7 protein-coding genes are annotated in these 14,013 nt (G+C 66.3%); 6 read left to right on the top strand and 1 reads right to left on the bottom strand.

All coding sequences use genetic code 11. The features are described from left to right. The first annotated feature begins 238 nt into the window (after window positions 1-238). Window positions 239-4,201: a thiol reductant ABC exporter subunit CydD/CydC gene (locus AC1AYR_RS05780; protein WP_476511895.1), complete on the top strand. Its 3,963-nt coding sequence runs from the start codon at window positions 239-241 to the stop codon at window positions 4,199-4,201. Window positions 4,202-4,273: 72 nt separating this feature from the next. Here the strand turns inward: AC1AYR_RS05780 and AC1AYR_RS05775 are convergent, their stop codons facing one another. Further along, window positions 4,274-6,601, bottom strand: a complete 2,328-nt coding sequence (locus AC1AYR_RS05775; RefSeq protein WP_476511894.1) for a sugar porter family MFS transporter — start codon at window positions 6,599-6,601, stop codon at window positions 4,274-4,276. A 315-nt stretch (window positions 6,602-6,916) separates the two neighbouring features. Between AC1AYR_RS05775 and AC1AYR_RS05770 the strand changes: the two genes are divergently transcribed. The 5 genes from AC1AYR_RS05770 to AC1AYR_RS05750 all read left to right on the top strand — a co-directional run bounded on the left by AC1AYR_RS05770 (window position 6,917) and on the right by AC1AYR_RS05750 (window position 13,709). Then, window positions 6,917-8,260: an ABC transporter substrate-binding protein gene (locus AC1AYR_RS05770; RefSeq protein ID WP_476511893.1), complete on the top strand. Its 1,344-nt coding sequence runs from the start codon at window positions 6,917-6,919 to the stop codon at window positions 8,258-8,260. 227 nt (window positions 8,261-8,487) lie between these two features. After that, window positions 8,488-9,426, top strand: coding sequence for a carbohydrate ABC transporter permease (locus tag AC1AYR_RS05765; RefSeq protein ID WP_476511892.1), 939 nt, complete (start codon window positions 8,488-8,490; stop codon window positions 9,424-9,426). Further along, on the top strand, window positions 9,423-10,433 hold the full coding sequence (locus AC1AYR_RS05760; protein ID WP_476511891.1) for a carbohydrate ABC transporter permease: 1,011 nt from the start codon (window positions 9,423-9,425) through the stop codon (window positions 10,431-10,433). The genes AC1AYR_RS05765 and AC1AYR_RS05760 overlap by 4 nt, the downstream gene beginning before the upstream one ends. A gap of 51 nt (window positions 10,434-10,484) precedes the next feature. Next, the gene (locus AC1AYR_RS05755) at window positions 10,485-12,590 is read left to right on the top strand and encodes a beta-galactosidase (RefSeq protein ID WP_476511890.1); all 2,106 of its coding nucleotides are present in this window, start codon (window positions 10,485-10,487) and stop codon (window positions 12,588-12,590) included. A 63-nt stretch (window positions 12,591-12,653) separates the two neighbouring features. Then, window positions 12,654-13,709 carry a LacI family DNA-binding transcriptional regulator gene (locus AC1AYR_RS05750; RefSeq protein ID WP_476511889.1) on the top strand — a complete coding sequence of 352 codons (1,056 nt, stop codon included), beginning with the start codon at window positions 12,654-12,656 and terminating at the stop codon, window positions 13,707-13,709. Window positions 13,710-14,013 lie beyond the last annotated feature (304 nt).

The raw sequence follows: 14,013 nt of genomic DNA, 5'->3' as shown, positions 1-14,013 counted from the left end.
GTCCATCGCGGCGGCAGTCCGGCCGATCATCGCCAAGAGTACGCGTGCGCCCGTGATTCGTGCGTTGTGCGCCATGCCACAATCACGGCGTCGTGTTTTGTGGATTGTCACCATCCGCTGCAAACCGTCCGCCACGCGATCTTAGCCGCAAACCATCCGCCACAGGACCTTCCTCGCAGACTCTTCCATTCCCTCCCGTTTTCCGTTACGGTGGCTGAGGATCAAGGAAAGGGGATTCATGTTCGACAAACGATTGTTCCGGCTCGCGCCCGGCATCACACGGCTGGTCGCCGGCAAGGTCGCGTGCATGTGGCTGGGACTGCTCGCCAACATCGCGTTCGTGATCGCGGTCGTCGCCCTGTTTGCGGATCTGCTGAACGCGGCATCGCCGGGGCTGATCGCCTGTGACGTCATGCCGCCCGCCACATGTCCCGCCGACGCGCTGTCGACTCCCGACGTCGACGTCACGCCGATGCCAGGCGACGCGATGTTCTACGGCTGCGTGATCGTCGTCGCCGCGATCGTGCGGTATCTGACCACGAGCGCCGCCGCGCGCCTGGGCACCGAGGCGTCCGAACGCGTCAAACTCGCGTTGCGTGAACGGCTGTACCGCAAGATGCTCGCGCTCGGCCCGTCGTATTCGTCGCGCGTGAAGACCGCCGACGTCGTGCAGTCCGCCGGCGAGGGCATCGAACAGATCCAATCGTTCTTCGAACTGTTCCTGCCGCAGCTGTTCTACGCGGTGCTCGCCCCGCTCACCCTGTTCTGCGTGGTCGCGCCGATGGACCTGCCCACCGCCGTCACGTTCCTCGTGTGCGCGCCGCTCATCATCGTCGTGGTCGGTATGGTCGCGATGAGCGCCGCCCGCACGTTCAAGAAATACTGGGGCCGCTACACGGACATGGGAGCCGCGTTCCTCGACGACCTGCAGGGATTGGAGACGCTCAAGGCGTTCGACGCCGACGACCGCGCCGCCCGCGACCTCGACGTGAAGGCCGAGAACTTCCGCGTGATGACGATGCGCGTCCTGCAGATCCAATTGCGTTCCCTCACCGCGATGGACGCGGTCGCCTACGGCGGCACCGCGGCCGGCATCGGCGTCGCCCTGTGGCGGTATGCCAACTCCGGCACGACCATGAGCGGAACCGGCGGCCTCGCGGCATGGGCATCGGGCGTGGGAGGGCCGATCGCCTATCCCATCTACCTGCTGTCCTACCTGCTCCCGTTCGCGGGCACGTCGCTGTCGCTCGCCTCGCTGCTGCTCATCGTCCTGCTGTCCGCGGACTTCTTCATCCCGCTGCGCCAGCTTGGTTCGTTCTTCCATGTCGCGATGAACGGCATGACCTCCACGAAACGCATCTTCGCGCTGCTCGACGCACCCGAACCCGTGCGCGGCGACGCCGACCTGCCCGACAGGGATGGGGACGGTGTCGGATCGACGGTCACGTTCGACCACGTCACCTACACGTACGCCGATGGTCACGATGATTCCGGTGACGATACCGTCGAATCCAGCGGTTCCGGTGTCGCTGGTGTCGCCGGTGATGCGGCTGCCGCAGCGCCCGCACTCGCCGACGTGTCCTTCACCGCGGAGCCCGGCGAGCTGACGGCGATCGTCGGCGTCTCCGGCTCCGGCAAGTCGACGGCGGCCGCGCTGCTCGCCGGCACGCTCGCCGGATACTCCGGCTCGCTGCGTCTCGCCGGTGCGCAGGTCGCGTCGCTCAGCGGCGAGGCGCTGTCGCGCGCCGTCGCGCTGATCGGCGCGCGCAGCCACCTGTTCGCCGGTACGTTGCGCGACAATCTCACAATGGCGTTGCCGCGACGCGACGACGATGATATGACCGGCAGCGGCACGACGGACGATGATGCGATGATGTGGGAGGCTCTGGAACGCGCCCGTATCGCCGACTTCGTGCGCGCACAGCCAGACGGACTCGACATGACGATCGACCAGGATGCCGCCAACCTGTCCGGCGGGCAGCGCCAGCGCATCGCCATCGCCCGCGCGCTGCTGCATGATGCGCGCGTCTACGTGTTCGACGAGGCGACCAGCAGCGTCGACGTGGAAAGCGAGGCGTTGATCCTCGACACGATCCGCGAGCTCGCGCATACGGCCGGCAGGACGGTCATCATGATCACCCACCGCATGGCCAATGCCGAACATGCGGATCGCATCGTCGTCTTCGACCACGGTACGACGCCCGAAATCGGTACGCATGACGAGCTCATGGCCGCGGACGGCCGCTACGCCACGCTTGTCCGCACCCAGACCGACATCGAACGGATCGGCCCGGCATCGGGGCAGGAGAAGTCCAACGACGATAATTCCACGACAACGCGAGAGGCGTCCCACGTGGCCGAACCGGTGACAGACGCGCCCCGGGCCGCGATGCCCGCATCCGTGCCCGGCACTCCTGAGTCCAACGTATCCGGGACCGACGCACCTGTGCCGACCGCGGCATCCGTCTCCCGACCCATGTCCACCGCGCGTACCATCAGCCGTCTGCTGGGGGAGGCGCGGCCGCTCGCGAAATACATGGCGGCCGCCTCGCTCGCCGGCACCATCGGCCATCTCGCCGCCACGCTCCTGCCCGTATTCGCCATGATCGGCGCGTTCGCGCTCGCCGGACACCCCGTGTGGGGCATGAGCGTAATCCCCGCCGCCGTCGCCATGGTCGTATGCGCGCTGCTGCGCGGCCTCATGCGCTACGTCGAACAGTACCTCAACCACGACGTCGCCTTCCGGCTGCTCGCCCTGTTCCGCTCCAAGGCGTTCGCCGCGCTGCGCCGTCTCGCGCCCGCCAAGCTCGCCGGCCACGGCAAAGGCGACCTCATCGCCTTGGTCACCACCGACGTGGAACTGCTGGAGATCTTCTTCGCCCACACCATCAGCCCGATCGCGATCGCCGTATCCACCACCATCGTCTACGCGGCGCTGCTGCTCACGCTCGACCCGTGGATGGCACTCGCGCTCATCGCCGCACACCTCGTGATCGGCGTCGTCGTGCCGCGCTTCTTCGCCACCGGCGTGCGCGACCTCGGTCCCACGATCCGCAGGCAGGCGTCGTCGCTCGACGACGTCATGCTCGACGACATGCGCGGACTGGGGGAGATCATCCGCTTCGGACGCGGCGAGGAGCGCGTCGCCGTGATCACGGAACACACGAAGCGACTGTGGGAGCAGCACGCGCGGCTGAGCCGCGTCAACGGACGATTCGCCGGCATCGGCGGCGTGCTCGTGCTCGCACTCACCACGGCAGCCGCCGTGATCGCCATCGCGCTCGCCGCCGGCACGCCTTTGCATGGGCCGGCGCTGGTCGTCGCGTTCACGCTGATCGCCAGTTCGTTCGGCCCGACGATGGCGTTGAGCGCCCTGCCCGCGAACCTCACGCAGACGTTCGCCTCCGCACGCCGTCTGTTCGCGCTCGCGGACGAACGGCCGGCCGTCACCGAAACCGGCGTCTCCACGCCCGCCTATGAAGGCATGCGTCTCGACCGCGTCACCTTCGCCTACCCGGGGCGACCCGAACCGGTTCTCGCCGACTGTTCCCTCGATGTTCCCGCAACCGGCATCCTCGGCGTGCAGGGGCCGTCCGGGCGCGGCAAGTCCACGACCGTCAAGCTGCTCATGCGGTACTGGGATCCGCAGTCGGGCGACGTGACCATGTCCGGCACGCCGCTGCCTGACGTGGATGCGCATCATCGTCGGCGCGTGCAGGCGCTGATGGGGCAGGAGACGCATCTGTTCGACGGGACGATCCGCGACAATCTGCTGCTCGCATTGCCGCAGATGCCACAGACGCCGCAGATGCCGCAGATGCCGCAGATGCCGCAGTCCGGGAACGACTCCTCCGACGGCTCCTTCGCCGGAGGTGCGGAACTTGACGCCCGTCTGCACGAGGCGCTGCGCAAGGCATCCGCGCTGGAGCTCGTCGAATCCCTGCCCAAGGGCCTCGACACCCCGGTGGGCGAGCTCGGCGATCGGCTTTCGGAGGGCGAACGCCAGCGCATCGGCTTGGCGCGCGTGTTCCTGCGCGACGCGGCCCTCGTGCTGTTCGATGAGCCGACGAGCCGGTTGGACGCGCTCAACGAGGCGGTGATTCTCCGGTCGATCCGCGACACGTCCGAGGGGCGTGCCGTCGTGCTCGTCTCGCACCGCGAGTCGGCGATGCGCATCGCCGACCGTGTCGTGACGTTCTGACCGCGGCCGCAGCGGATACGAGAGAGCCCCGTCAACGAGACGGGGCTCTCTCGTATATGGCAGGATTCCCGCCTATCCCTTGATGAACGAGTCCAGCGTGTCGAGTGCGTCATCGATGGCCTTCGCCTCGCGTGCGTCCTCGGCGCGCGCGAGAGCCATCGCCTGCGCGCGCTCGCGCGCGGAGACGGCCGGATCGGGCAGGCTCGCCGTGGGGGCGAGACGACGCGGTTCCATACGTCTGGTCGCATCCAGATCCGCGATCCGCGGGATCGTGGCGTCGTCGGACCTCATGTTCGCCATGTCATGGTTTCTGACGGCGGGGGCGAGCAGGTCGATGGTGTTCACGGCGGCCGCGGCGTCCGCGTCGAGATCGCGTTCCGGAAGGGCCGCCGGTTCGGTGACGGCCGCGGCTGCCGAAGCTGCCGTGGCGGTGTCTGCGGCGGCTTCCGCGTCGCTCATCGGATTGGATTCGACGGTGATGCGGTGTACGTCGCTGCTATGCAGTTCGTCGGCGGTGACCGTGCCCGCCATGAGATCGGCGGCGATACGGTGCGCGCGTTCCGTGGCGGCGATCGCCTCGGGATGCGTGTTCGACGGTCCCATCGCGACGGGTGCGGACATGAGCGTGTCATCCGCGTCGGTGAAGTCGTGCGTCGCGCGTCTGGTGAAGTCGTCGGCGGTGGGACGGGTGGCACCGGCCGTGCCGGAGGTGCCGGACGTGTTCGGCGGCAGCGGCACGGACATGAGTGTATGCGCGGCCTTCCGCGCCTCCTCGACGGCGCGTTCGGCGGACAGGCGTTCCGCCTTCGCCCGCTCCTTCGCCTGGATGTCGAAGATCTGCTTCTGGGCGGCGACGCGCGCGCGTTCCGCCGCCTCCATGATGCCCATCGCCTGCAGACGGTCGTTCTCGGCCCTTACGATGGTCGCCTCCGCGTGGCGGATGTTCGCGTCCGCCGAGCTCAACGCGTACTTCGCGGCGGCGAGCGGCGTCTTCGGCTGCCAGAGGTGCTCGATCTCCTCCAACGTGCGGCCCATCGTCTCCGGCACGAGCGTGACGATGCCGAACATACAGACGATGTCGATGAGACCGAAGACGAGGAACGTGACGCCGCCGCCGAGACCGTCGACCATCATCGGCGTGAACTGCGCGATCGCCCAGTTCACCGCCAGCAGGCACATGATGCACAGGCCGGTCGCGCGGCCGCGCAGGAACGTGGGGAACAGTTCGGGGATGACGACCCACGGGATCGGTCCCATCGAGAAGGCGAACGCGGCGGCGAACAGCATGATGAAGACGAGCGTGAGCAGCGGCATGCCGACGACGTAGGAGGCGGCGATGCACATCGCGAAGATGGCCATGAGACCGGTGCCCACGGCCATGAGCCGTTTGCGGCCGACCGTGTCGATCAGGTACATGCCGATCACGGTGAACACGAGCTCGAATCCGCCCACGCAGGCGGAGGTGAGGAATTCGGTGTCGCCGCCGAAGCCGAGCCGGGAGAACATGACGGGGCCATAGTAGGAGATCGCGTTGATGCCGACGGCCTGGTTGAACACGGCGAGGAAGATGCCGATGAGCAGGGCCTTGCCGAGACCGGGGCGGAACAGGTCGGTGAACTCGTTCGACATCTCCTGTTCCAACCGGACGGACGCCTGGATGTCGTCGGTGCGGATGCGCGCGTCCTCGGTGCCGAGAATGTGTTCGAGCACGCGGAAGCCGTCGTCGCTGCGGTCGTGCTGGATGAGGAATCGCGGGCTTTCGGGCGCGCGCCACATGGCGACCAGGAAGGCGAGGGCGGGAATCGCGCCGAGACCGAGCATCCAACGCCAGCCGGTCGTCAGATCCCATGCGGGCGTGCCGTAGGAGGCGATGATGTAGTTGATGACGTTCGTCAGGAAGATGCCGCATACGGCGAACATCTGATAGGAGAAGGTGAGCGTGCCGCGGATGTTCGTCGGCGCGGATTCGGTGATGTACGTGACGGCCAGGGCGGCGGTCAGGCCGATGCCGAAGCCGCCGACCACGCGCGCGGCGATCAGATCGTAGGGGCCGAAGGTGAACGCGCTCCACACGGCGGACACGCAGAAGAAGCATCCGCCGGCGATGAGGACGCGGCGGCGCCCGAACCGGTCGGAGAGGAAGCCCGCCCATGCGGCTCCGATGACCGCGCCCAGCATGATCGAGGAGATGACGAGTCCCTCCATGATGGTGTCCAGCCGGTAGCGGGCGTGCAGGAACTCGATGGCCCCGGAGATGGAGACGGTGTCGTATCCGTACAGCAGTCCGGCGAGGCCGGCGCTCAACGCCAGACCGAAGGTGTATCGTCCCGATCCCTGCGGTCGTACCGCCGTTCCCAAGGGGTTCCGCTGTTGCGAGGCAGCGTGAAACAGACCCGCCATGCGCCTTCCTCTCAATGCATCGATGGGGGATTTACGCATCAAGTGTAACCGCGTGCGGCGTTTTCGCCATGGTATGTTCCACGACCGGATGTTGGATTAGTCCGGCCGCAGGGGTGGGGCGCGGTTTCGGAAGGAGGTTTCGGGGGTGCGCTTGGATGCCGTGGATTCGCCCGTCTCCTCGTGCGACACGCTGGGTTGACGGACTGGTACACAGGTGTATCATAAGGATTGTTGGTACACGGGTGTACCACAGTGAGGCACCCGGAGGAGCATCGCGGAGAACGGTCTTCGCGATGGGAAGCTAAGGAGAATACCATGCGCAACGTCAAGAAGGTCATCGCGGCGGCCGCGGCAATGGCCACGCTCGTCGGACTCGCCGCCTGCGGAGGCGGCTCCGACTCCGGCCAGGGCGACGCCGACAACGCCGAACTCGTGTTCTGGGGCTGGGACTCCGGCAACTCGATGAAGGACATCATCGCCGGCTTCGAGAAGGCGAACCCCGGCATCACGGTCAAGTTCAACAACACCGGCACCGCCGAGAAGACCTCGACCGCGCTCTCCAACGCCATCGCCGCCGGCAACGGCGCCCCGGACGTCGTCATGCTCGAGGACCCGACCGTCACCCAGTTCGCCGTGACCGACGGCCTCGTCGACCTGAGCCAGTTCGGCGCCGACAAGCTCGAATCCGACTTCGCCGCCGGTCCGTGGAACAAGCTCCAGTACAACAACAAGCCGTACGCGCTGCCCATCGACTCCGGCCCGGAGATGTTCTTCTACAACAAGGCCGTGTTCGACAAGGCCGGTGTCGACGGCGAATCCATCAAGACGTGGGACGACTACTACCAGGCCGCCAAGAAGGTGCGCGCCACCGGCTCCTACATCACCAACCTCGCCGGCACCTCCGGCGACTACCAGCCGTTCACCGCGCAGATCTGGCAGGCCGGCGCCAAGCCGTGGAAGGTCGATGGCGAGAAGATCACCATCGACATGACCAAGGACGCGGGCATGCAGAAGTACATCAAGTTCGTCCAGAAGCTCATCGACGAGGACCTCGTCGACACCAAGACCCCGAACTGGTCCGACGACTGGAACCGCGAGCTCAACGATGGTACGCTCGCCTCGCTCACCATCGGCGCGTGGATGCCGATCAACCTGATGACCGGCGCTCCCGACCAGGCCGGCAACTGGCGCGTCGCCCAGCTCCCGCAGTGGGAGGAGGGCGCCGAGGTGTCCGCCGAGGACGGCGGCTCCGCCCTGTCCGTGGTGAAGCTCTCCAAGAACCAGGCCGCCGCCTACAAGTTCGTCGAGTACATCACCCACGGCGACGGCGCGCAGAAGATGGCCGACACCGGCACCTTCCCGTCCCTCAAGAAGATCCTCACCTCCGACTCCTTCACCGATCCGACCACCGATGCCAACAAGAAGACCAACGACTACTTCGGTGGTCAGAACGTGAACAAGGTCCTCGCCGAGGCCGCGCAGCGCCCGACCGAGAAGTTCCAGTACCTGCCGTACAACCCGTTCGCCCAGTCCGCCTACGGCGACGAGGTCTCCAAGGCCTACACTAAGGAGATCACCCTCGAGCAGGCCCTGAAGAACTACGGCGACAAGCTCGCCAAGCAGGGCGAGGATCAGGGCTACACCGTCACCGTCAAGTGACGGACGCCCGCCCGGCATAACCTCTTCGCGGCGGCATCAGACCGGAGGCGATATCCTCCTTCCGCCTCCGGTCCTCCTTCCTCGGCCGCCGCGGATATCACACGCGGCATGGGGCGGGGATGCTCCCGGCATCCCCGCCCTTGCCATGCCCATCGACGTTCCCGCGCGGCGTGATGTTCCCCGCGCGACGCACTCCAGAGTTTCCCCCTTTCGGAAGGTACGACATCATGTCCGAACAAGCGACGGGCCTCCTGCCCGACATGGCCGCACGCCACACGGCGCAGGCCCGCATCAACAAGCACAAGGCCGATTGGCGAGGATGGAAGTTCATGTGGCCGTTCGCCGTCGTCTTCGTCTTCGTCTTCATCATCCCGATCGTGTACGCGATCTACATCTCGTTCTTCAAGAACCAGATGATCGGCGGCACCAAGTTCGTCGGCTTCGAGAACTACACGCGACTGCTCGCCGACGGGCAGTTCTGGTCCTCCGTCGGCCGCGTCACCATCTTCACCATCTTCCAGGTGCCGGTCATGCTGTTCCTCGCCGCGGCGATGGCGCTCGCGCTCGACTCGATGAAGCTGCACGGCACGAAGTTCTTCCGCATCTCCACGTTCCTGCCCTACGCCGTCCCGGCCGTCGTCTCCACGATGATCTGGGGCTTCGTGTACGGCGCGAAGTACGGCCTCGTCGGCTCGTTCAACGACTTCTTCGGCACGAACCTCGACGTGCTCAAGCCCGACGTGCTGCTCGCCTCCATCGCGAACATCAACACCTGGGAGTACGCCGGCTACAACATGCTGATCTTCTACAGCTCGCTCTCCACCATCCCGCATTCGTTGTACGAGGCCGCGAGCATTGACGGCGCGTCCGAATGGCAGATCGTCAAGAAGATCAAGCTGCCCGAGCTCAAGGGCAGCCTCGCGATCACGGTGATCTTCTCGATCATCGGCTCGTTCCAGCTGTTCAACGAGCCGAGCATCCTGCAGAACATGGTGCCGGGCAACGCGATCACGACGTACTACACGCCGAACATGTACGCCTACAACCTGAGCTTCAGCGGCAACCAGTCCAACTACGCGGCGGCCCTCGCCATCGTCATGGCCATCATCACCATGGCTATCGCGTACATCGTCCAGCTCAAGAGCATGAAGGAGCAGATGAAGTGAGCAACGCAACCGCAACCGGCGCCATCAGGACGCTGACCCCCGCCGAATTGAAGGCGCAGGAGAAGGCCGCGAAGGCCGCCGAGAAGGCCCGCCAGAAGCGCATCGCCAAGGACGAGGCCGCCGAGCGCAAGCGCGCCGCCAAGACCGGATTCTCCAACCCGGCGAACCCCACCCGCTCGATCGGCCTGACCGTGGTGTGCGCGATCTTCGCCGTGTACTGCCTGTTCCCGTTCGTCTACCTGATGATCAACGCCACGAAGACGCAGGCCGACTTCACCTCGACGTTCGGTCTCGGCTTCGGCCACACGTTCGCCCTGTGGGACAACATCGTCACGGTGTTCACCTACCAGGACGGCATCTTCGGACGTTGGTTCGTGAACACCATCCTCTACGTGGTCGTCGGCGCGGGCGGCGCGACCCTGCTCGCCATCATGGGCGGCTACGCGCTGGCCAAGTTCCGCTTCCCCGGCCGCAAGCTGTGCTTCGCGATCATCATCGGCGCGATCTCCGTGCCGGGCATCGCCCTCGCGGTGCCGCAGTTCCTCCTGTTCGCCAAGCTGAATCTCACGAACACCCCGTGGTCGATGATCATCCCGTCGCTCGTCTCCACGTTCGGCCTGTACCTCATGTGGATCTTCTCCGACCAGGCCGTGCCGGACGAACTGCTCGAAGCCGCCCGCGTGGACGGCGCCGGCGAGTTCCGCACCTTCTTCCAGATCAGCCTCCCGCTGCTCGCCCCCGGCATCGTCACCACCGCCCTGTTCGCCATCGTCGCGACGTGGAACAACTACTTCCTGCCGCTCATCATGTTGAAGGACTCCCAGTGGTACCCGCTGACCATCGGCCTCAACCAGTGGAAGGACCAGGCGAGCACGGCTGGCGGCCAGGCGATCCAGAACCTCGTCATCACCGGTTCGCTGATCACGATCATCCCGTTGGTCATCTCCTTCCTGTGCCTGCAGAAGTACTGGCAGTCCGGCCTCGCCGCCGGCGCCGTCAAGGAGTGACCGATCGCATCGGCCCGATCCGATGACGTAATCGACAAAGGACCTCGCATCATGACAACCAGAAGAACGTTCAAGTGGCCGGCCCTTCTCACCGAGGGCGGCCGGGGCATCGCCTTCGGCGGCGACTACAACCCCGACCAGTGGCCGGACGAGACCATCGCCGAGGACATCCGTCTCATGCGGAAGGCGCACGTCAACACCGTCGCCCTCGCCATCTTCAGCTGGGACCGCATCGAACCACGCGAAGGCGAATACACGTTCGACTGGCTCGACTCCGTCATCGAACGGCTCGGGGCAGCCGGCATCGCCGTCGACCTCGCCTCCGCGACGGCCACCGCGCCGATCTGGCTGTACGAGCGTCATCCGGAAGTGTTGCCGCGCGACCGGTACGGGCACGTCGTCAACGCCGGCAGCCGCCAGTCGTGGCGGCCCACCAGCCCCGTGTTCAAGGAGTACGCGCTCGCCCTGTGCCGCGAACTCGCCGAACACTACAAGGACAACCCGTATGTCACCGCATGGCATATGGGCAACGAGTACGGCTGGAACAACCGCTACGACTACTCCGACGACGCGCTCGCCGCGTTCCGCGCATGGTGCGAGCGTCGGTACGGCACGGTCGACGCGTTGAACGAGGCGTGGGGCACCGCATTCTGGTCCCAGCACGTCAACTCGTTCGACGAGGTGCTGCTGCCGCGCCACATGGGCGGCGACAGCATGGTCAACCCGCCCCAGCAGCTCGACTACGAGCGGTTCGGCAACGACATGCTCCTCGACTTCTACAAGGCGGAGCGTGACGCGATCGAGGCGATCTGCCCCGGCAAGCCGTTCACCACGAACTTCATGGTCTCCACCGACCAGTGCTGCATGGACTACGCGCGGTGGGCCGGCGAAGTCGACTTCGTCTCCAACGACCACTACTTCCACGAGGGGGAGTCGCATCTCGACGAGCTCGTCTGCTCCGACGCGCTCATGGATTCGCTCGCCCTCGGCAAGCCCTGGTATGTGATGGAGCACGGCACGTCCGCCGTCCAGTGGAAGCCGCTCAACACGCGCAAGCGCGGCGGCGAACTGCTGCGCGACTCCCTCGCCCACGTGGCGATGGGCGCCGACGCCATCAACTTCTTCCAGTGGCGGCAGTCGCGTTCCGGCGCCGAGGCGTTCCACTCCGCGATGGTGCCGCATGCCGGCGAGGACACGAAGGTGTTCCGCGGCGTGTGCGAACTCGGCGAGACGCTTGCCGCCCTCTCCGACGCCGGATTGCAGGGGACGGAGCTGAAGCGCTCCGGCACGGCGATTCTGTTCAGTGCGGAAAGCGAATGGGCCACGCGTTCCGAGACGCTGCCAAGCATGAAGCTCGATCACTGGCATGACGTGCGCGACTGGTACCGGGGACTGCTCGACGCGGGTGTCCGCGCCGACGTGACGCCGCTCGCCTACGACTGGAGCGGCTACGCGACCATCGTGCTGCCGAGCGTGCTCATCCTCTCCGATGGGGACGTGCGTCGCATCGCCGACTTCACGGCGTCCGGAGGCCGCGTCGTCGTCGGTTATGCGACCGGCATCATCGACGAACGCTTCCATGTCGGTCTCGGCGGGTACCCGGGTGCCGGCGACGGTCTGCTACGCGACGTGCTCGGCGTGCGCGGCGAGGAATTCAACATCCTCGGCGAAGAGGCGGAAGGGGAGCCCGACGTGATCGGATTGTCGAACGGCCTCGTCACGCGCCTGTGGCAGACCGACGTGACCGCCGTCGCGCCGGATGCGACCGTCGTCGCCGCGTATGCGGGCGACGCGGCCGCGGACTGGGAGCTTGACGGCACGCCCGCCGTCGTCCGTCATCCGTACGGCGACGGCGAGGCGGTCTACGTGGGCTGCGACCTCGACCGTCAGGGTGTCGCCGCACTGGCGCCCGCGATCGGATTCGACGCCGACGCCGATCCGCGCGTCATCCACACCGTGCGCGCAAGCGCGGATGGTGCGATGCGGTTCGACTTCTACCTGAACCGCACGCGCGACACGGTCGAACTGGACGACGTCGCCGGCGAGCCGATCGTCATGCACCGCACGGAGCTTGCTCCGTCGGGCGCCGACGGCGAGGCCGCGTCCTACGCTCTGCGGCGCAACGCCATCCTCGTCACGAGGACCGTCGAGCGTTGACGCGGGGTCGAACGGGTACAATGGCGACGATACGACAGGCCTGAGGTCGGGAAGGCGGAGGTTATGAGCGAGACGAAATCCGCGAGAAGACGCGTCACCTTGCGCGATGTGGCGAAGGAGGCCGGTGTCTCGCTCAAAACCGCGTCGAACGTGATCAACGGTAGTGGGCGCATGAGCGAGGCCACGCGCGAACGTGTCGAGACCGTCATCAAGGATCTCGGCTACCGCGTCAACGTGGCCGCGCGCAACCTCAACCGCGACCATACCGGTTTCATCACGCTCGCCGTACCGTCGCTCACCCCGCCGTATCTGGCCGAACTCGCCAACCGCGTCATCGACGCGGCCAGGCAGCGCGACTATTCGGTGTACGTCACCACGTATGCGGAAGGCTCCGCGAAAGGCGCACGCGACCTGCTGCAGAACTTCAACGCCACCGTGTCCGACGGTATGATCCTCTCCATGAGCGAGGTGGAGGATATCCGTCCCGAGGATCTCGAAGTCGATTTCCCGCTCGTCGTGGTGGGTGCGCGCACCACGTGGGGCAAGGCCGACCATGTGACGCCCGACGATGTGGACGCCGCCGCGCGCGCCGCCGGATACCTGTACGACCACGGTTCCACGCGTCTCGCCGTGGTGGGTGCGCGCGGCTCGTACGACGAGACGGCGCTGCTCGCTGCGGAGGAGGGCAACGCGCAGTTGCGTCTGCGCGGCATTCTCGAGGAGAGTCGGCGCCGCGGCATCGCATTGGATGCGCGCCTCGTCGGCGATACGGACATGGATTGGACAATCGGCGCGGGTGCGCGCGTCACGCAGCGACTCATCGACTCCGGTGTGCCGTTCGACGGCATCGTCGCGTTGAACGACCAACTGGCCATCGGCGCGATGACCGCGCTGCGCACCAATGGTCTGACCGTGCCGGAACAGGTGCAGGTGATCGGATTCGACGACATCGAGGAGGCGCCGTACCTGCAGATTCCGCTCACCACCATGTCGTCGCGTCTCGAATGGACGGCGCCCACCGCCGTCGACCGGATTCTCAAGCGCATCCACGGGGACAGCGTGAAGCCGGAGCTGCTCACCTGCGAGGCCGAGGTGGTGGCGCGCGAGTCCACGCGGTAGGGGGTGTTCCTTCGTTTCTTCCTCCCGCTGGCGGGAGGTGGCGCATTGCGCCGGAGGGTGGTCGCGGCCGGAGGTGGTGTGGCACCGGTCCGTGCGGTTGTGATTCGTATCTCCCTCCCGCTGGCGGGAGGTGGCGCGTAGCGCCGGAGGGTGGTCGCGCCACGGCGGGACGACATATGCCGATATCTGGCTCTATTGCTGTTTTCGTGGGTGGCAGTTCGTTGTTGAGCCGTTGTGGGGGTAAGTGAAGAGCGCTTTTTGGGTAGGATGTTTAACGACCAAGAAAAACACACCCAAAAAGCGC

The organism is Bifidobacterium sp. LH_417 (assembly GCF_056357035.1).
Note: the sequence above shows the minus strand (reverse complement) of the source record. Positions and strands in the feature narration are given on the sequence as shown.